The sequence below is a fragment of the Oceanobacillus senegalensis genome (assembly GCF_900176885.1).
Lineage (GTDB): Bacteria > Bacillota > Bacilli > Bacillales > Amphibacillaceae > Oceanobacillus > Oceanobacillus senegalensis.
This window is the reverse complement of the sequence record NZ_LT839648.1, coordinates 1,386,849-1,405,736: the sequence shown is the minus strand read 5'-3', so window position 1 is coordinate 1,405,736 and position 18,888 is coordinate 1,386,849. Positions and strand designations below refer to the sequence as shown.

The 18,888-nt window shown below is 33.9% G+C and carries 25 protein-coding genes and 2 pseudogenes; 10 read left to right on the top strand and 17 right to left on the bottom strand.

From position 1 onward, the window contains the following. Nucleotides 1–102: 102 nt before the first annotated feature. From ltaS to CAO17_RS20985, 4 genes and pseudogenes are all read left to right on the top strand, one after another. Nucleotides 103–2,115, top strand: a complete 2,013-nt coding sequence (gene ltaS / locus CAO17_RS06790; RefSeq protein ID WP_085992088.1) for a lipoteichoic acid synthase — start codon at nt 103–105, stop codon at nt 2,113–2,115. 228 nt (nt 2,116–2,343) lie between these two features. Continuing rightward, nucleotides 2,344–2,541, top strand: coding sequence for a hypothetical protein (locus tag CAO17_RS06785; protein WP_085992087.1), 198 nt, complete (start codon nt 2,344–2,346; stop codon nt 2,539–2,541). Between the two features lie 2 nt (nt 2,542–2,543). Further along, nucleotides 2,544–2,928: pseudogene (locus CAO17_RS06780) on the top strand (thiol-disulfide oxidoreductase DCC family protein). A gap of 111 nt (nt 2,929–3,039) precedes the next feature. Further along, nucleotides 3,040–3,180 carry a hypothetical protein gene (locus CAO17_RS20985; protein WP_179151901.1) on the top strand — a complete coding sequence of 47 codons (141 nt, stop codon included), beginning with the start codon at nt 3,040–3,042 and terminating at the stop codon, nt 3,178–3,180. A 109-nt stretch (nt 3,181–3,289) separates the two neighbouring features. Here the strand turns inward: CAO17_RS20985 and CAO17_RS06775 are convergent, their stop codons facing one another. The 3 genes from CAO17_RS06775 to CAO17_RS06770 form a co-directional block, all read right to left on the bottom strand. Continuing rightward, the gene (locus CAO17_RS06775) at nt 3,290–3,496 is read right to left on the bottom strand and encodes a hypothetical protein (protein WP_143833727.1); all 207 of its coding nucleotides are present in this window, start codon (nt 3,494–3,496) and stop codon (nt 3,290–3,292) included. Between the two features lie 82 nt (nt 3,497–3,578). Next, nucleotides 3,579–3,728, bottom strand: a complete 150-nt coding sequence (locus CAO17_RS20980) for a hypothetical protein (RefSeq protein ID WP_179151900.1) — start codon at nt 3,726–3,728, stop codon at nt 3,579–3,581. A gap of 118 nt (nt 3,729–3,846) precedes the next feature. Next, a complete protein-coding gene (locus CAO17_RS06770; protein ID WP_085992085.1) occupies nt 3,847–4,509 on the bottom strand; it encodes a hypothetical protein in 663 nt (220 codons plus the stop codon). A 319-nt stretch (nt 4,510–4,828) separates the two neighbouring features. Between CAO17_RS06770 and CAO17_RS06765 the strand changes: the two genes are divergently transcribed. After that, on the top strand, nt 4,829–5,590 hold the full coding sequence (locus CAO17_RS06765) for a class I SAM-dependent methyltransferase (RefSeq protein ID WP_085992084.1): 762 nt from the start codon (nt 4,829–4,831) through the stop codon (nt 5,588–5,590). Nucleotides 5,591–6,156: 566 nt separating this feature from the next. On the opposite strand, the gene CAO17_RS06760 is transcribed toward CAO17_RS06765, so the two are convergent. The 4 genes from CAO17_RS06760 to CAO17_RS06750 all read right to left on the bottom strand — a co-directional run bounded on the left by CAO17_RS06760 (nt 6,157) and on the right by CAO17_RS06750 (nt 9,335). After that, a complete protein-coding gene (locus CAO17_RS06760) occupies nt 6,157–7,296 on the bottom strand; it encodes a glycosyltransferase family 4 protein (RefSeq protein ID WP_085992083.1) in 1,140 nt (379 codons plus the stop codon). A gap of 18 nt (nt 7,297–7,314) precedes the next feature. Then, complete coding sequence (locus CAO17_RS06755) at nt 7,315–8,463, bottom strand: NAD-dependent epimerase/dehydratase family protein (RefSeq protein ID WP_085992082.1); 1,149 nt, start codon at nt 8,461–8,463, stop codon at nt 7,315–7,317. Between the two features lie 180 nt (nt 8,464–8,643). Next, on the bottom strand, nt 8,644–8,793 hold the full coding sequence (locus CAO17_RS20975) for a hypothetical protein (protein WP_179151899.1): 150 nt from the start codon (nt 8,791–8,793) through the stop codon (nt 8,644–8,646). A 302-nt stretch (nt 8,794–9,095) separates the two neighbouring features. Then, nucleotides 9,096–9,335 (bottom strand): 4Fe-4S dicluster domain-containing protein, encoded by a 240-nt coding sequence (locus CAO17_RS06750; RefSeq protein WP_085992081.1) that lies wholly within the window; start codon nt 9,333–9,335, stop codon nt 9,096–9,098. Between the two features lie 137 nt (nt 9,336–9,472). Here CAO17_RS06750 and CAO17_RS06745 point away from each other — a divergent pair, with 137 nt between their 5' ends. Then, on the top strand, nt 9,473–10,663 hold the full coding sequence (locus tag CAO17_RS06745; protein ID WP_085992080.1) for a M14 family metallopeptidase: 1,191 nt from the start codon (nt 9,473–9,475) through the stop codon (nt 10,661–10,663). Nucleotides 10,664–10,831: 168 nt separating this feature from the next. Here the strand turns inward: CAO17_RS06745 and CAO17_RS06740 are convergent, their stop codons facing one another. From CAO17_RS06740 to vrrA, 3 genes are all read right to left on the bottom strand, one after another. Further along, nucleotides 10,832–11,038, bottom strand: coding sequence for a DUF6501 family protein (locus CAO17_RS06740; RefSeq protein WP_085992079.1), 207 nt, complete (start codon nt 11,036–11,038; stop codon nt 10,832–10,834). Nucleotides 11,039–11,082: 44 nt separating this feature from the next. Then, complete coding sequence (gene msrB / locus CAO17_RS06735) at nt 11,083–12,054, bottom strand: peptide-methionine (R)-S-oxide reductase MsrB (protein ID WP_085992078.1); 972 nt, start codon at nt 12,052–12,054, stop codon at nt 11,083–11,085. A 77-nt stretch (nt 12,055–12,131) separates the two neighbouring features. Continuing rightward, complete coding sequence (vrrA, locus tag CAO17_RS06730) at nt 12,132–12,626, bottom strand: VrrA/YqfQ family protein (RefSeq protein ID WP_085992077.1); 495 nt, start codon at nt 12,624–12,626, stop codon at nt 12,132–12,134. Nucleotides 12,627–12,992: 366 nt separating this feature from the next. Here vrrA and CAO17_RS06725 point away from each other — a divergent pair, with 366 nt between their 5' ends. Continuing rightward, the gene (locus CAO17_RS06725; RefSeq protein WP_085992076.1) at nt 12,993–13,316 is read left to right on the top strand and encodes a YolD-like family protein; all 324 of its coding nucleotides are present in this window, start codon (nt 12,993–12,995) and stop codon (nt 13,314–13,316) included. 97 nt (nt 13,317–13,413) lie between these two features. On the opposite strand, the gene CAO17_RS06720 is transcribed toward CAO17_RS06725, so the two are convergent. The 6 genes from CAO17_RS06720 to CAO17_RS06695 form a co-directional block, all read right to left on the bottom strand. Then, complete coding sequence (locus CAO17_RS06720; protein WP_085992075.1) at nt 13,414–13,623, bottom strand: YozE family protein; 210 nt, start codon at nt 13,621–13,623, stop codon at nt 13,414–13,416. A gap of 16 nt (nt 13,624–13,639) precedes the next feature. Further along, nucleotides 13,640–14,401 (bottom strand): twin-arginine translocase subunit TatC, encoded by a 762-nt coding sequence (gene tatC / locus CAO17_RS06715; RefSeq protein ID WP_085992074.1) that lies wholly within the window; start codon nt 14,399–14,401, stop codon nt 13,640–13,642. Between the two features lie 338 nt (nt 14,402–14,739). Further along, nucleotides 14,740–14,898 (bottom strand): twin-arginine translocase TatA/TatE family subunit, encoded by a 159-nt coding sequence (locus tag CAO17_RS06710; protein ID WP_085992073.1) that lies wholly within the window; start codon nt 14,896–14,898, stop codon nt 14,740–14,742. 19 nt (nt 14,899–14,917) lie between these two features. Beyond that, nucleotides 14,918–15,127, bottom strand: coding sequence for a twin-arginine translocase TatA/TatE family subunit (tatA, locus tag CAO17_RS06705; RefSeq protein WP_085992072.1), 210 nt, complete (start codon nt 15,125–15,127; stop codon nt 14,918–14,920). A gap of 104 nt (nt 15,128–15,231) precedes the next feature. Beyond that, on the bottom strand, nt 15,232–15,720 hold the full coding sequence (locus CAO17_RS06700) for a dihydrofolate reductase (protein WP_085992071.1): 489 nt from the start codon (nt 15,718–15,720) through the stop codon (nt 15,232–15,234). Between the two features lie 23 nt (nt 15,721–15,743). Further along, on the bottom strand, nt 15,744–16,700 hold the full coding sequence (locus CAO17_RS06695) for a thymidylate synthase (RefSeq protein ID WP_085992070.1): 957 nt from the start codon (nt 16,698–16,700) through the stop codon (nt 15,744–15,746). Nucleotides 16,701–16,866: 166 nt separating this feature from the next. Between CAO17_RS06695 and CAO17_RS21610 the strand changes: the two are divergent. Continuing rightward, a pseudogene (locus tag CAO17_RS21610) lies at nt 16,867–17,055 on the top strand (C40 family peptidase); the annotation flags it as partial. A gap of 110 nt (nt 17,056–17,165) precedes the next feature. On the opposite strand, the gene CAO17_RS06690 reads toward CAO17_RS21610, so the two are convergent. Continuing rightward, the gene (locus CAO17_RS06690) at nt 17,166–17,753 is read right to left on the bottom strand and encodes an HD domain-containing protein (RefSeq protein WP_085992069.1); all 588 of its coding nucleotides are present in this window, start codon (nt 17,751–17,753) and stop codon (nt 17,166–17,168) included. Nucleotides 17,754–18,064: 311 nt separating this feature from the next. Between CAO17_RS06690 and CAO17_RS06685 the strand changes: the two genes are divergently transcribed. Continuing rightward, nucleotides 18,065–18,265, top strand: coding sequence for a cold-shock protein (locus tag CAO17_RS06685; RefSeq protein WP_085992068.1), 201 nt, complete (start codon nt 18,065–18,067; stop codon nt 18,263–18,265). Nucleotides 18,266–18,742: 477 nt separating this feature from the next. Further along, on the top strand, nt 18,743–18,883 hold the full coding sequence (locus CAO17_RS06680) for a cytochrome c oxidase subunit 2A (protein ID WP_085992067.1): 141 nt from the start codon (nt 18,743–18,745) through the stop codon (nt 18,881–18,883). The last annotated feature ends 5 nt before the right edge of the window (nt 18,884–18,888 follow it).

The window sequence follows — 18,888 nt, the reverse complement described above, 5'->3', positions numbered from 1 at the left end:
CCTATTGACACCCCAATGCTAGTGTTATAGAATTAGTTTTTATTAATCTTGTTACAGAATAAAATCAATATATTTTAACAGCAATCTTAGAGGTGAAAAAAATTGAAGAAAATTATATCTACGAGGATGGCATTCTTCGCGATTGCCCTACTTCTATTTTGGTTAAAAACGTATTCCATTTATAAAATAGAATTTGAACTTGGAGTTAGTGGAGCCATGCAGGAATTCCTGCTATTTTTCAATCCACTTAGCTCAGGTTTAATCTTTATTGGACTGGCATTATTTTCTCAAGGGAAAAAAGCTGGACGTCGTATTATTATCATTGATGCTATTTTAGGCTTTATCCTGTATGCTAATGTCGTATTTTATCGATTTAATATGGATTTCATTACCATTGCAACTTTGATGCAGACAGAAAACTTTGGGAGTTTAGGTAGTAGTATTATTAGTCTAATGGCACCTTACGATATTTTTTATGCACTAGATATCATCGTTTTAATTTTCTTGTATCATAAAATGAAATCAAATTGGTCAAACGAACGGATAAAATTACGTCAACCATTTGCAGTATTGCTTACAGGTGTGATGGTATTCTCCATTAACCTTTATTTAGCGGAAGAAGACCGACCACAATTGTTAGAGCGTACATTTGATCGTAATTATTTGGTTAAATATTTGGGAGCATATAACTTTATTATTTATGATGCTATCCAAAGCTTTGAATCATCGACACAACGTGTATTGGCGGATAGTGATGATATAACCGAGGTACAGAATTACACGAAGACAAAATATGCTGAGCCAAATCCTGAGCTGTTCGGAGTTGGGGAAGGTAAGAACATTATTAAGATTCACTTAGAATCATTCCAATCCTTTCTTATTGATTATAAACTTCATGGGGAAGAGGTAACGCCGTTCTTAAATTCACTGGTCCATGATGAAAGTAAAGATTTCACGTACTTTGATAACTTCTTCCATCAAACTGCACAGGGAAAAACAGCAGATGCTGAATTAATTATGGACACATCGTTATATGGTTTGTCACAGGGGTCGGCATTTTCTACGAAAGCAAGTAATACCTATCAAGCATTACCTGCTATTTTAGATCAGCGCCAGGGATATACAAGTGCTGTGTTCCACGGGGATGGAAAATCTTTCTGGAATCGTGACAAAGTCTATAAGAGTCTAGGAATCAACGAATTTTATTATGACAGTTTCTATGATATGAGTAAGGAAAACGTCATTAACTACGGGCTAAAGGATAAACCGTTCTTTAAAGAATCAATGCCATATCTGAAAAACATGGAACAACCATTTTATGCGCATATGATGACATTAACACATCATCATCCATACCTCATTGATGAAGATGAGGCTACTATTGAACCAGCGGAAACAGGAGATCCTTCAGTGGATCGCTACTTCCAGACAGCGCGTTATCTTGATGAATCACTAGAGCAATTCTTTAACGATCTAAAGGAAGCTGGTTTATATGAAGATTCCATCATCATGATTTACGGTGACCATTACGGTATATCGCAAAATCATAATCGTGCGATGAAAGAGATTATTGGTGAGGAAATTACACCATTAAAAAATGCAGAATTACAGCGTGTTCCTTTTATGATACGTATACCGGGAGTGGATGGACAAGGAATTAACCATGAATATTCCGGACAAATTGACGTCATGCCGACCTTACTTCACATTCTTGGTATAGATGCACAAGATTATATTGTATTCGGAACAGATATGTTCTCAGATGATCATAAGGAATATGTTCCATTTAGGGATGGCGACTTTATAACAGAAGAATATAGCTATGTAAATGGAATCTTTTATAATAATGAGACGAAGGAAGAAATTACCGAGCCAACAGAAGAAATGAAAAAGTTGAAAGAAACCGTTCATCATGAATTAGAATTATCCGATAAGGTACTAAATGGAGATTTACTCCGTTTCTATACACCGAATGAACATTGGGAGCCTGTTGATACTAGCGATTATTTCTATCCTGAAAAAAGTGAATTCTTATCAAAAGATAACGAAGAGGATGAAGAAAAGCAGGATGATGAAGTGATTGGCGCTGATGAAGAAAAGTCTGCAAAAGAATAATGGGAGTTACTATTTTAAAGAAAAAGGTATTAGGACAAGTTTCCTAATACCTTTTTCACTATCTACATCATGGTTTGAGATAAATATTTGAATTAAAAAACTTAAAGAAGTTCTTCCGTTGGGATTAATCTCGTGTCTGATTATGGATCTAGACTGTTTTCGTTTTTACAAAAGTGATATAGAATAGATATAAAATAGTATAGATTTATATGGGGAGGAGGGAGTCCCTTGAGATGTGGTGCAAAATGTTTTCATGTTCAAATAGAAACAGATGGAGAAGATCAAATGAAGTTCGTCTATGCAAGAACACCTGCAGAAGCAAGAAAAAACTTTCGTAAAGAATATGGGGAAGATCCTCATATTGTATCAGTTCGGGAAAGAAAAAGTAAACGGGATCATATGGATAATAAGCGGGGACTAGTTTAGATATGCTCATTTTATTTGATGGAGAATGTAACTTTTGTGACAAGAGTGTTCAATTTATCATCAAAAGAGATCCTAAGGCAACGTTTAAGTTCGCTTCATTACAAAGCGATATTGGAAAAGAACTATTGAATAAATATAATGCTCCTGAAGGTATGGATAGTTTTGTCTTGATTGATGATTACAAATACTATGTCAAATCATCAAGCCACACTCCGCGTTTGTAGGTACTTAAAGGGGCCATGGAAGGGATTATACTTCTTTAGATTTATTCCTAGACCTATTAGGGATTTGTTCTATGACTTAATTGCTAAAAATAGATATAGATGGTTTGGCAAAAAAGAAAAATGTATGATTCCCTCATCAGAGGAAAGAAATCGATTCTTATGACGCGAATTTCGTATTCGTACATTAACTATAGAAATATTAAAATAATAAGATGTAATATGCTTCGAAACCCCTGTAGTATTACTTCTGATGTTGATACTAATGTAGGAGGTTTTGGCGAAGTGGCTATACATGAATGAAGCTGGTGTTCTGAAAAGGTATGATGGAGCAAATCCAACCAATGTTAAAATTATCAAGAATTTTGAAGTAGAAGTACGAGTCGAGTGGAATGGTAATAGTGAAATATTATTTTAAGTATTAATCGATAAGGAGGGTGTAAAGTTAGAAAAACTTCCCAAATTTTAGGATTAATTGCAGGAATCTCCAGTATCATTCTGTGGTTTGTACTAAATTTTTATAATCCTTACTTCAATACAAGTGATTTTGAACCAATAGCAAGAACATTTATTATGTTATTTCTACCTGGCTGTTTAGCAATTGCTGCTACCATAACATATAAAGTATACTTCATGTTTATTGCTTTTTTGTGGTCGTTACCAATAACTATATATTTTCTGCTAACTCCTAGTATATTTGCTTGGTCCGGAATCACTAGCATCTTATACTTCATTAGTTTTCTTTTCATGCGTAAAACGGGCAAAGAAGATTCTTAATCGATATCTTAAAATCGATTAAGAATCTTCTTACTTTCTTTAAGCTGCACGATTATGATTATTGCCATCTGTATTATTTTCTTTTTTCATATTCCAATAATATATTCTTGGTAGCCCCCATAGTAACCAAGCATCGTTCAAGATAGGGCCCATAACAAACATAACCATAGACCAATCTACATTTCTCATGTTAATCATTCCTCCTTTATAAAAATATATGTGAAAAAGAGAGTAAATGAATACGATTTTTCTAAAACCAGCTGCATATATTAAAAACGGAAATATGTTTACTTCTTATTATCCTTAACTATCGTTTTTTCTTCATCTTGCGTAGTTTTGATTCATGATCACTTAATAGTGTTGATGATGATGTGGGGGATATCGGCGGTACGGAGCCCTCAAATGGGAACCTCGCTGCTGCAAAAAATGCAATATTAAAAATGGGTGTAATATATCCGGTTACGCTAGCTTCAAAAAATACGCTTACATTATCTCCTGCATTCAATCCCTCAATTGTGGATATACTTAAGGTTTGAATATCACTTACGTTTCGCAGAAAATCAGAAGCAACAATCTCATTATTGACTTCTATAGTTAGTACCGCATCATAGTTATTCGTATCGGGAACGAACCCTACTTCTGTACTAATGGAGTAGACACCTTCCTGATTTGGAGTAAATACTGGATTATTATATTCATTTTCCAAATCAAACCGATCAACTCCAAAAGAAACCACAACATCATCTTCAGGTGTCGAATAACGTTGATTGTCACTTTTGTTAGCTCTAAACGCAGACGCAACAGACGCAGGCTCGCCGATATTTTCATTCGATGAACTTACGACTGGATGAACGTGAATCGTTGGATTAAACGTATTTGTATAGGACGGATTATTTACTATCTTATTCTTTTTATAAATAGGGCAACTGCATGGGGAGGACTTGCAGCTCTCACAGTGATTGTCTTTCATACTATATCACCTTCTTGTTATACATTTTTACTTATAGTATATGCGAAAAAACGATTCGAGGTATGAGCCATTGGAGTCGGTTAACTGCGTAAAAGATGTAGCCTTTTTTCTGTAATGAACTTATTGCAGTTTTAAATTAAAGCTTGATATATTAAAATTGAACAGATGATTTTGAAATTTTTGCAATTTGTTTAATGGATTATTCCATAAGGAGGGAACTTATTAAATGGAACGAATTAACTACTGATGGAGTCTGTATCGAACTTTACCTAAGCATCGTATCGTCCGCATAACAAATAAAAAGTCGAGGATGATTATTATGAATATAAATGCGTTAAAAAAGGAATGGTTAAAATACGAAGAAGAAGTGAACTTTGAAGGTTGGGATTTTTCTCATATAAAGGACGATTGGGAAAATGAAACTCTCCCATGGGATTTTACTAGAATTATAAATAAGTATTTATCTTCAAACTTAGAATTACTTGATATGGGTACAGGAGGTGGAGAATTTCTTCTGTCCTTAAATCATCCTTATGAAAAAACATCGGTAACAGAAGGTTGGCAACCAAATATTGAACTTTTAAAAAGAAAATTAGTTCCTTTAGGGATAAAACTCGCTTCGATAGCTGACGATGATATAATTGACTTTGTTGATAATAGTTTCGATATTATAATTAATAGACATGAATCATTTCATGTTAATGAAATAAAAAGAGTATTAAGACCAAACGGTGTTTTCATTACGCAACAGGTTGGTGGAGAAAATGGAAACCGCTTATCAAATATGCTTATTCCAAATTTTCAACCACAATATAGAAATTTAAATTTGAGAAATACTTTATGTGACCTTAAAAAAAGAGATTTTGAGATTATGTTTGCTGATGAGTATTTTCCATATCAAAAGTTTTTTAATATGAAAGCCTTAATTTACTATGTAAAGGTAATTGAGTGGGAATTCCCAGCATTTAATGTAAAGGAAAACTTTGATCGATTATTAAATGCCTATAAAGAGTTAACAGCAAATGGCTATGTTTTAAACTATGAGCATCGATTTATTATAGTTGCTTATAATCATAAATAAATGTTGTAAAATATATTAGCCCATTTTGAAAAATAAACAAAACGGGTTAATATATCGTTTTAAGAGTAATAAACAGGGTAGGGGATTTTATTAAATGTAGGTTTTTAAAAAATTCTTTTCTAGTTTACATAATATTTATTATAGGAAGTTGTAAAAAAATAATCTCATAACATAAGTATACTTTAGATAGTGAGATAAAATGGGATTTTTAATTTCTTATACACTCAATTCGGATGTCGATATATTAATTTATCAATAAGTTCATTTCAATCATTCATTGTATTGTATATTGTGGTTCAGTTGATTTGCAATGTAATGTTATATTATTCGTTAATCCATTTGTTCTTTTCATTTACTTACACGTAAAAATCCGATTTAAATGCACATTTATCTGTTTAGCACTTTTTGCAATTTATATCTTTTCATCTTCCATATCCATTAGATCTAACTAATATAAATAGCAGCATCATTAATATTAGTTTCCCATTAATCTTATTTACGTTAGATCTTTTAATATGTGAAAAAATCACATGAAATTTCTCTTCTATAAAGATAAAACCAGAGCTTTACGAAATTGCAAAGCTCTGGTTGTGATGTACTTCAATTGTATGTTGATAATAGTCTAATAACTCTTTGGATGCTTTATCCCATGCGAATTTCTCAGCTTCATTACGAGCAAGTTGTTTCATTTCATGAAGCTTTTCTTGCTGATCTAACACTGATACTGCTGATAGTAAGCTTTCTGTGTTTTCGTTCTCAAACAGCAAGCCGGTTTCTTCGTTTCTAATTTGCTCTAAAGTTGGGCCGCTTTTTGCCGCGATTACCGGTAAACCAGATGCCATCGCTTCTAAAATCACTAATCCTAATGTTTCTGTGACGGATGGAAAAATAAAAGCGTCAGCTGATGCAAATGCTTGTGATAATTCCTCACCGTGAAGAAAACCTGTAAAAACAGTATTTAATCCCTTAAACAACTGCATCAAATTTTCCCGTTCTGGGCCATCGCCAATAATAGCTAGGGCAATATCATCTCTTGCTTCTAAAAGCGGCTTCACTTTGTGTATTTCTTTTTCAATAGCAAGCCTACCAACAAATATGAGTAATTTTTTCGTGGGATCATTGTTTGTTAAACGTTTACGCATCGTTTCACTGTAAAAGCTTGGGTGGTGATTTTTCACATCCACACCACGCTGTAATACATATAAATTGTTGATATTTTGTTGTAAGAGCTCTTTTTTTATCGTTTCTGAGGTACATAGATTGATATCTGCTGCGTTATGTTGCTTCCTTATATACTTCCAAACAATTGGTTTAGCTGGTTTATAAATTTTGTAATAATCCATATATTTTGGTATATGGGTGTGATAGGAGGCAATTAAAGGAAGATTTAATTCATTTCCATAACGGACAGCCGATGTCGCAACTAGCAGTGGATTCACCGCATGTACGACATCTGGTTCAAAATCTTCTATCAATGCTTTCACCTTTTTAGACGGCATCGCAAATTTTTTAGAACGATAAAATGGTAATGTTATTGGTTTAATCCCTTCTACTCTCGCCCCTTCAAAATCTGTAACACCTAAGTCTGGAGCAATCACTAATACCTCATGACCATTTTTACGAAAATATCTTATAGCCTGGGTTAAGCGGGTTACGACTCCATCTGTAGAAGGTAAAAAGGTTTCTGTGACTATTGCAATTCTCAAAACGTTTCCAACACCCTCTTATTTCCATGATACGGTTGGTAATACATTTTCTTTAATAATACGATTTTTGTATTCTAAAGCAACTTGTAAAATACCTTTTAACACGTCATCTGTTAATAGATTTGGCTCTAGTCCTAGGTCTCTTAAATTCGTATTAACAGCATGATAATAATGATTTTCTGCTTCTACTCTTGGATTCTCAATATGAGCCACCTCAGGAGACAAATCTAATTCATTCGCTACATGTTTCACGCGTTCAGCAAGATCTTTTACAGAGAAGTATTCCGTGAATTGGTTAAATACCCTAAACTCACCTTTATCAGCAGGATTATTTGCTGCAATTTCGATACATCTAACCGTATCTTTAATATTTAAGAACGCTCTTGTTTGGCCACCTTCGCCATATACGGTTAAGTCATGACCAATTGCAGCTTGAATCAAGAATCTATTTAATGCTGTACCAAAGACTCCATCATAGTCAACTCGATTAAACAAAACAGGGTGTAATTCTGTTTCATCTGTATGTAAACCATATACAATTCCTTGGTTTAAATCAGTTGCGCGAATTCCCCAAATTTTACAAGCAAACATAATGTTATGACTATCATGAACTTTTGATAAATGGTAGAACGAACCTGGCTGTTTTGGATATGGAAGCTTATCTTTTCTCCCATTATGCTCGATTTCGATATATCCTTCTTCAATATCGATATTTGGTGTACCATATTCACCCATTGTACCCAATTTAATAAGATGACAGTCAGGAGCATGCTCTTTAATTGCATATAATACATTTAAATTACCAATCACATTATTTGATTGGGTATACACTGCATGTTCTCTATCAATCATAGAATATGGTGCAGATCGCTGTTCTGCAAAATGTACAAATGCCTCTGGTTCAGTTTGTCTGAATACTTCACTTAAAAAGTCATAATGATTTAAATCACCAATAAATGTTTTTATTTCATTCCCAGTCATTTCTTTCCATTTATTTACACGTTCTTCTAATGACGCGATTGGAGTAACAGAATTGGAACGTAGCTCATCATCATACTTTCTTCTTACTAAATTATCAACGATGGTTACTTCATGGCCTTGTTTTGATAAGTATAATGCTGTAGGCCACCCGCAAAATCCATCTCCACCTGCTACAATAATTCTCATATTTTCCCCTCCATTAGCCTGATAAAATATATAACATTCTCTATTATAGTATAAAATTAGTAAATTAGAAATTCTATTGAATTTGTATAAACTTTTCTTAATAATTTTAAATAAAAAACAGCCTAAAACGAGCTGTTTTTAATTAATTTCCGTCTTGATAACGGTTTTTTGGCGGGGCCTTCAAAAGTATACTGTTGTAATACCCGTAATCCCGCCACCTACAATTCCTACATCTGCTTTAATAGATTCGGTTAATCTGGAATAGGACTCGAGGTTAGTCGAATCACGCCAATAAGCTTCAGTATATTGAGGTAGATTTTTATCAGTCAATCAATTATCATCCTTTCCCTTGATAAGTTATCTTCATTATTACCTACAATAGGAAAAAATATGTAAAACATTGACTGCTTATATACACTTTGTTGCCTTCTCCGGCACAGTAGAAATAATATGTGCAGCAGTTTGTTCATAGTAATCGTGCGTTAAAACCCTAAGAAATACACGACGCGCACCTTTAAGGCGGCCGGCATCACTATCATCAAACTTATGAACACCTATATATTATTTGAGACAACAATCTGGTAGAAAATAGACAAAAAAGCCAACTACCAAAAAATGATAGTGGCTCCCTTTTACCGGTTTTCAAAAAATTTACGGTTTAATTCAATGTAACCAACTTCTTCTTCCGGAACTTCATCTTCCATGTATATGGCTTCTACAGGACATACAGCTTCACATGCACCGCAATCTATACATACATCAGGATCGATATAAAACATATCTTCTCCCTCTTCAATACAATCAACTGGGCAAACCTCTACACATTCTCCGGCTTTTTCTGTTTTGCATGGTGATGTTATGATAAATGCCAACGAAATCTCCTCCTACAAATAAAAAAATAGTATCTATCTAAAATTTAGTATAACTTATTTCCTAAAAAAAATAAAAGAATCATCTTTTTTGGGATATTTCATAACATTTAGTATAATGAAGTAATGGGAGTGAGCTTATGGAAATAACCGTCCGTCCAGGTGATTCTTTATGGCATTACAGCCAAATTTTTAGAGTTCCTTTATACTTAATCGAAGCCTCGAACCCAACCATCTCCCCTACACAGCTTTTAGTAGGCCAAAGAATTCAAATACCAGGTTTTATAGCTAGTACATATACAGTTAAGCCAAATGACTCGTTGTGGTCGATTGCAATGGCCTATAATATCCCCCTTGACATGCTCCTGCTTATGAATCAGGGAATACAGCCTGCCTATTTACAAATTGGGCAAATACTTGTTATTCCAGAACGTGTAACAAACTTAATTATAAACGATGTTAATAACTATACGTATGAAAAAATGGTAGATGACATCCAACAACTTCTTTATATTTATCCATTTATTATTGATCAAACTATTGGGAATTCGGTCTTGGGAAAAAACCTTGTTGAATTACAAATTGGTACAGGGACAAAACAAGTTCATGTCAATGGGTCGTTTCACGCAAATGAATGGATTACTACTCCTGTCATTATGAAATTTTTAAATCAATATGCTCTAGCGCTTTCAAATAATGCACCAACACGGGGATTATATATGCATCCATTCTTTATGAGCACAAGGCTGTCCCTTGTCCCCATGGTAAATCCAGATGGAGTAAATCTTGTTCTAAATGGATCTTCTGCTGCGGAAAATCGACAGGAAGAAGTACTAGCTATTAATAATCAACGGGAAGACTTTTCTAATTGGAAGGCAAATATAAACGGAGTCGATCTAAACAATCAATATCCAGCATTATGGGAAACAGAAGCAGCGCGTAAACCAGAATTTCCAGGTCCTCGCGATTTTCCTGGAGAAAGTCCATTATCAGAACCAGAAGCAATTGCTATGGAACGGCTGGCACAGAATAGAAATTTTGAGAGGATGAATGCATTACATACACAAGGAGAGGTTATTTTTTGGGGTTATCAAGGTATGGAACCACCTGAATCAGAAACCATTGTAAATGAATATTCAAGAGTTAGTGGGTATAGACCAGTAAGATATATAGATAGTTTTGCAGGCTATAAAGATTGGTTTTTTCAAGACTTCCGGAAACCTTGCTTTACTATAGAACTAGGGATAGGCATCAATCCTCTACCTATCAGTCAATTTTCAAAGATTTATGAGGAGACCCTTGGAATCATGCTAGCTAACTTATATCTATAGAAAACAACAGTGTTGGTGCCTTATTTATTGTATTGTCATGCTAATGAAGCAGGATGCGCTATAGTTTTCGTGCGTCGTGGACGTGGTCATTCCTTAATATAAAATTATGCACAACCATCATTTTTATAATATGCTTTGTATTATAAAAAAAACAGGGGCAGTCCCCTGTTATTTTATTTCTTTAAAATAATCCTTCAGAAATCCACCAATACGGTTACTGTTATCTATAATAAAGTAAAATTCATCTGTTTCATTTTTTACGTCATACGTTTTACCAGGTGTTAATTTATTATCGACCACAAATTTTTTAGCATTTGCGTGGACACATTCCACTTGTTTAATCGTTTCGTTGTTTTCCCAGTTTAGATGTATCATAAGTGAATCACTCCGATTTATAGTTTACATAATAATATTATCGTCTACTTTGTTTTTTCTTGGAATAAATATAAATATTCTGCATATCCCTTTTCTTCCATTTCTTCTTTAGGGATAAATTTCATTGCTGCTGAATTCATGCAATAACGGAGTCCGCCTGCTTCTCTAGGTCCATCCTCAAAAACATGACCAAGATGGGAGTCAGATTTTCTGCTTCGAATTTCAGTACGAATCATACCATGTGATTGATCCAGCTTTTCTGTTACTTGATATCCGTCAACTGGTTTCGTGAAGCTTGGCCAGCCACATCCAGCATCATATTGATCTCTGGAAGAAAATAAAACCTCACCAGAAATGATATCAACATAGATACCCTCTTTGTCATTGTTCCAATATTCGTTTTGAAAAGGACGTTCTGTACCATTTTCCTGTGTAACATGGTATTGAATTGGGGATAATTTCTTTTTTAGGGATTCCTTGTCTACCTTCATACCCCAAGTCTTGTTAATAAAATCTTCTCTCCCAGAACCTTTCTTATATAAGCGATAATGGAAGGATTGCTTTTTGTAATAATCCTGATGATTTTCTTCTGCTGGATAAAAAGTTTTTGCAGGTAAAATTTTTGTTGCAATTGGTTTTGAAAATTTCCCACTTTTGTCTAAATCTTGTTTTGACTTTTCGGCAATTTCCTTTTGTGTTTCATCATGGTAAAAGATAACCGTTTGATAAGATTCCCCACGGTCATTAAACTGTCCGCCTGGATCAGTTGGATCAATTTGTTGCCAAAACGTTTCAACAAGCTTTTCATACGGCATGATAGTAGGATCAAATGTGATTTGAACTGCTTCCACATGTCCAGTTGTATTGGAACAGACTTGTTCATACGTAGGATTTTCAACATCTCCACCTGTATAGCCTGAAATAACACTCTCAACTCCTGGTCTTGTATCGAATGGTTGAACCATACACCAGAAGCAACCACCAGCAAATGTTGCTTTTTCTAAATTTGAAGACATTTTAATTCCTCCATTACAGCATTATTTAGTTCTATTTTTCCCTTTTTTACTGTAAAAATCAAGTACTCTGCTTCATTTTAAATATACAACTTAGGTTGGGACTGACCAGATGATCTTTTTTTGTTCCCCTCTGTAGGATTATGGTCAGACTGATTTGATTTTTCACTTTCAAAAGAATCATCCTTTGTGGTTGTTTCTTGTGAATCTGTTTCATTACTATGATCATCCATCTTCTCTATATCTTTAAATGCTTTCATCATTCGATACATCGCAGGAAGGTTTTTCACCATTGGTCCATATTCCTGAATAATCGGTGCGGTTGATTGCACGACATTCAATACTTGTTGTACGTTTGTTAGTGTTTTGGATAATCCCCCTACTCCTTTACTTGCAGCTTCAGTAATATTTGGTTGCATGCCAATCATTTTTTGAAGAAAACCTTGATGACCGCTCCTTTGCCCACCATTCCTATAATAAGGATTATTTCGAACTCGTTGAGATTGTTGTGGCATCATAAAATTATTTTGTCGCATCGGATAACGTTCGTGTGGCCTTTGAGTTGGAAATAACATTTTATCTCCCCCCTCGATTATTTCTGTATACGTTGGTTGTTCAAAAGTCTAGTCTATCCTCCGATTGAACACACACTGTATATCAATCTATAGAATCATTCCACATGAATTAATTTATTAAACGGTTTAACATATTTTACGTATTTTCCATTAATGTGTGTAGGCTCAAGTCTTCCCCTACTATCTATCGGCAATTTATTACGTAAATCTTTCATTTCCCAGGGAACCGCAACAACCTACAATTTCTCCTAAAAGCGTTTGTAGAACTTTGTTGGATAACAAATTTTTTTGGAAAAATATATCCTAATAACTAAACAATATTGATTAAGAACAAATGTTCGATTATAATATTTATGAGGTGATTATATGCAAAGAGATAGAGGTTCTATTAAATGGACGTCTTTAATGCTTCCTGAGCATGTGGAATTATTAAATCAATTATGGGAAGAAGATACGAAACGTTCTAAACCGATACTTGATCCACAACAGTTGGAAGATATAAACCATCGCTTAGTTTATGCATTGGAGAATGATAAAACGATTACGATATCCATTTATGACCATGCAAAAGAGTATCATTACACAGGAAAAATCAAAAAAACTCACCCTACTCATACCCATCTTTTATTCCAACTTGAAAATGGATCAACAATGGATATTGCTTTTGAAAAGATTATCGCTATAATGTAAACACTCTTTGTAAGCTTAGTACTTCCCATTTAATTTAGAAAATAGAGTACAAAAAAACTGTCTTGTGCAATAAAACAAGACAGTTTTTTTGTATCCTTTATAAATGATACATTTCCCAAATTTCATCAAACACAACTAATGCATTAGGAAAAGGACTATTCCATTCTAAATAGTTGCTTATTTCATAATAATCCGTTGAGTGTTTAGGAAAATCATGGTCATGGAATACCCAATTAGCCAGCTTACTTTGATCATCGGGTTTATTTTTTCCTCGAAAAGTCATTAAGAATTGGTAAAAAGTTCGCATCTTTTTCACCCCATAGCTAGATATTACTGTCACTCATAAATTCTTCATGCCGCTTCAATTTTTTTCGATAAACTCGCTTCGATAATCCAATACTGATTTCATATATTATAATTAACGGAATCGCTACAAGGAGCGGCAATATAAAGTCAGGTGGTGTAATCATTGTACTGACTATAATTAAAACAAAGTACGCATACCTTCTTGTTTTCTTCAAAAAATCCGGGGTAAGGATTCCTAGATTTGTTAAAAACATGACAATGATTGGTAATTCAAATAAAATCGCTAATGGTAATGTAACACGAAGTAAAAATTTGAAATATCGGTCAACGGTAAACATAACTTCAAACATGCCATTGTTTAAAGTCAATAAGAAAGGAATAATAAACTCTGTAAATAAAAAATAACCAAACACTAATCCAATAATAAACAAAATAAATATGAAAGGGATATAGGATAAGGAAACTTTTCTCTCCCTAGGGGTAAGTCCTGGCTTCACAAAAGACCAAAATTGAAAAGCTAAAATTGGCATCGTTCCGGCTATCGCAATAAGACCTGCCATGGAAAAGTATAACCAAAGAATTTCACCAGGACTGATTGCAGTAAGCTGAAATCCTAAGTCCTTGGCAAAAAACCAATAAATATCCTCTACATAGATAAATCCAGCAACAAAAAATAATAGAAAAAATACAGCAGTAACAATAATTCTATTTCTTAGTTCTGATAAATGCCCTACAACATCCATCTCTTTTTCTTGAGATTTACTGCCTTCACTCAACATTATTCACTCCTTATGTAAGTATGTGTTCAAAAAGGACCAAGAAGTTCGAGGTGGAAAAGCTTTGAACATAGGGAATGCTTCTCTGTATTACATCGCACACGGGATAAGTGTATTACTTTTCCCAGGAGTGCCGTGTACATTAAAAGATACATGAGATGCGGAAAAGCAAGCCTATGAGCTGCCACTAGATGTGGTGAATTCGACGTTCGTCACAGGACGTAAACCTAGTCGAAGGTTCCCTGATTCACTGTGTCATTTTACCGGACTTTTTTGAACAACTCCTTTAAGCGAAAAAAGAAGATGTAAGGTCAAAAGCCCTACACCTTCCACTCTATTCTTTATTTCCTTGTCGTTTCATCATTCATGCCTTGGGCTGCTTTTTTAAACTCCTTTAAAGAAGAACCAAAGGCTTTACCAATTTCGGGTAACTTGGAAGGACCAAAAATAACCAAAGCAACAATTAAAATTAAAATTAAGCCTGGAAAACCAATGCTCATTAATCAACACTCCAAAAGATTATTTAGTATCTTTATCAGTAACAATTTCTTTTGCTTCATTTATTTCTTCTTTTGCATCACTGGTTAAATCATTAGCAGATTTCTTAAATTCCTTTAAGGTTTGACCAGCAGCTTTTCCTATTTCTGGCAACTTTTTTGGTCCAAAAATAACTAGAGCAATGATTAGAATAAGAATTAATCCTGGTACACCAATTCCTGCTAGACTCATATGTACACCTTCTTATTTAGTAATTAAATAAATGAAAACCTTTTAGTTCATATTTATTTTTATATTAACAGTTTATATTTCAATAGGCAAGTAATAATCGATAACTATCTACGATCATACTGAAGGAAGTAATAATCATATGGATTTTTTTCATCCTTTGTCCCCTTTTCTTTAGAGGATAGAACCCAGTCCTCTTCATGAAAATCAGGAAAATATGTATCCCCTTTAAATTCTTCGTCTATTAAAGTTATATACATTCGATCGGCATGTTGTAATAGTTGAGAAAAGAGATTTCCTCCACCAATTACAAAATACTCTTCATTCGGGTTCTTTTTCTCCATATCAATTATATCAGATAGGTTCTGTACGATTTCTACCTCCTCGGGAAAACTTTTGTTTTGTTTTGTGAGAACAATATTTTTCCGATTTGGAAGTGCTTTACCAATAGAATCAAATGTTTTTCTTCCCATAATAATCGTATGCCCAGTTGTCTTCTCTTTAAAAAACTTTAAATCTCTCGGCAAATACCAAGGTAAATCACTATTTAAACCAATAACACGATTTCTATCCATAGCAACTAAAAATGAAATCACTAAAATATCCTCCCTCTATCTATTTACACTGCTACCGGTGCTTTTATCGTCGGATGTGGATCATAACCGACTAATTCAAAATCATCTAAAGTAAATTCAAAAATAGAGGACTTTTCTTGATTAAGCTTCAGCTGAGGTAATGGCTTCGGATGACGACTTAGTTGTGTTTTAACTTGCTTTACATGGTTGGAATAGATATGTGCATCACCAAGAGTATGAACAAATTCACCGACTTCAAGATTGCATTCATGCGCAATTAAATGTGTCAATAAGGCGTATCCAGCAATATTAAATGGCACTCCCAAAAATACATCTCCGCTTCTTTGATAAAGCTGACAGGATAATTTTCCATCCGCAACATAGAATTGGAACATGGTATGACATGGAGGTAAAGCCATATTCGGAATATCTTCAGGATTCCATGCCGTTACAATATGTCTACGGGAAGTAGGATTATGTTTAATGGCATGGATAACTTGCTGTAATTGGTCAATGGTTTCACCTTGTGATGTCTCCCATTTTCTCCATTGTTTTCCGTAAACAGAACCGAGATCCCCATATTTTTTTGCAAATGCATCGTCCTTTAAAATCTTATCCTTAAAAAGATTCATTTGCTCTTGATAGATAGCATTAAATTTTTCATCTTGTTGGGAGCGAATACCAAAATTTATCATATCTGGACCTTGATATTCATTACTATTAACCCATTTTTCAAAAGCCCATTCATTCCAAATATTATTATTATGTTGTAGTAAATAGCGAATATTCGTATCGCCTTTTATAAACCACAGCATCTCGGATGCAATCAATGTAAACGGAACCCTTTTTGTTGTTAATAAAGGAAACCCTTTCTGCAAGTCAAATCTCATTTGATGACCAAAAACAGAGTATGTTCCTGTATTCGTCCTATCCCCTCGTTTATTCCCATTATCTAATATATATTGACATAAGTCTAAATACGCTTGTTCCCCTACTGCCATGGGAAATCCCTCCATTTTCTATGTATTCCCTACTATTATTCAGTTTATATTGCTTTATTGTAACACAAGAGAGACGAGCCATCATACTATTTTTTCTATTAACTGAAGCCAATAAAATAGTAGCTTCAGAAAAGCAGTTAGGGAGATATGGGATGCTACAAATGAAGTATCCAACCCTTCTATAGGAGATTTCGTGTTTTTTACAACTTATAAAACTGGTCCAACCCATCTAGGAATCTACTAAGGAAGCGGAGAATTTATTCATGCTGGAAGCACATCCGGTGTTACCATCAGTAACATGATTAGCTCTTACTGGGAGTCAAAATATATAGGAGCTAAACGAATCAAACCATAATTGAGCTGCTCTTACGGATAAGACGACTGTAATTTATTAGAATAAAATAATTTATCAAAAAGCCACTCTTCTTTGGAAGTATATACATAAAGAAGGATGTGGCTTTTTAACTACCATTCCTTATCAAGCTGATTTAAAAATGTTTCCATAAACCCATGTCTATCCTCGGCAATCGCCCTTGCTTTATTCGTATTCATTGTATCCTTTAGGGTTAATAATTTATCATAAAAATGTTGGACGGATGTGTTTTTTAATTCATCGTGGTGAATTAACTGTCCATGAAACCCCCCATAGGCAAACGTTCTAGCGATTCCGATTGCTCCAATTGCATCTAGGCGATCAGCATCTTGTACAATTTTTCCTTCTAAGGATTGTGGTACTTTTCCTTTACTAAATGAAATTTCATTAATAATAGTGTTAATGACTGAGATTTGTTCTTCGGAAATATCCAATGTACGTAAGAATTCATTCATCTTCTCTATGTCTTTACTTGGATTTTCAAACAATTTATGATCCCCTACATCATGTAACCAGGCAGCCGCTTCCGTAATAAATAAATCAGCATCTTCATATGCAGCTATCTGCACAGCATTTTTCGCTACTCTAGACATATGATAAAAATCATGACCAGAAACATCATTCTTAAATACACTCTTAATATACTGTCTAATAGCCTTTAATTGTTCCCTATCGTTCATTTTAATCACCCCTGAAACTGTTTAATGACTAAATTATATAACACATTTTAAAAGTTACATACTAATGTTTAAATAATACGGATAATTTCATAAAAATGGTAGTATTTTCTTGACTATGGTCTACAAATGGACTATATTAAGAATAAGCAAAGAAGATGTACGGATTCATTAATAGACAGGCAACTTCCTATAGAAGTGGATGTAATAGTGATCCTACACTTCTAATGGAGGTTGCCTTTTTAGATTAATGTTTTTGTTTCTCTACTTTGTATTACCACGTTTTACGTGAAAGTTTTTAGGAGGATATGTAAATGCAAAACGGAGTAGTAAAATGGTTTAATGCAGAAAAGGGCTATGGTTTCATTCAACTAGAAGAAGGAAATGATGTATTCGTACACTATTCTGCAATTCAAGAAGAAGGATTCAAATCTTTAGAAGAAGGTCAAGAAGTTTCTTTTGAAATTGTTGAAGGTGAACGTGGACCTCAAGCTGCAAATGTTACTAAAAAATAAATAAACAACTATATAATATAAAAGCGAAAATCTAAAAGGTTTTCGCTTTTTTTGTGCCTATTTTTAAATAATACTAGCTATTATCATACATTTCTTAGTTTGACGAACCGAAAGATGAAGCATAGTAATTGGGGTCCGTCTATTTCTAAGCCAACTAATGGTAAAGCGAAACACAGCATTTCTTTAGGGAAAAAGCTCTTCCCTAGACATCCATTCCCCCATTTTCTATAAATTCCTTAAACAATGGACTCTTTTCCTAACTATAGTAACTTTTGCCTCGACAACGAACATATGTTTTCTTTTTATCACAAAATGTTCAAATACTTTTCTAACTAAAAGGTTAATAAAATTGCAATAAGACGGCCAATAAAGGTTATTGAACAAATTGTGAAACGTTTACATACCTTGTAAATTCTATTCTTATATTGTGTATGATGGAAATAGATAGATAATCCTAGAACCAAAGGAGTGAAAAAAATGAGTACGAAGAAACATCCACATCATTCTCATTCAGAAAAAGAACCGAATTTAAAAGGAACCCTAACTTCTGTTACTTTTGTTGGATTGTTTATTGTTGTTTCATGGGTTGCCGTATTTATGTTATTTCTTTCAAGATGATGCGT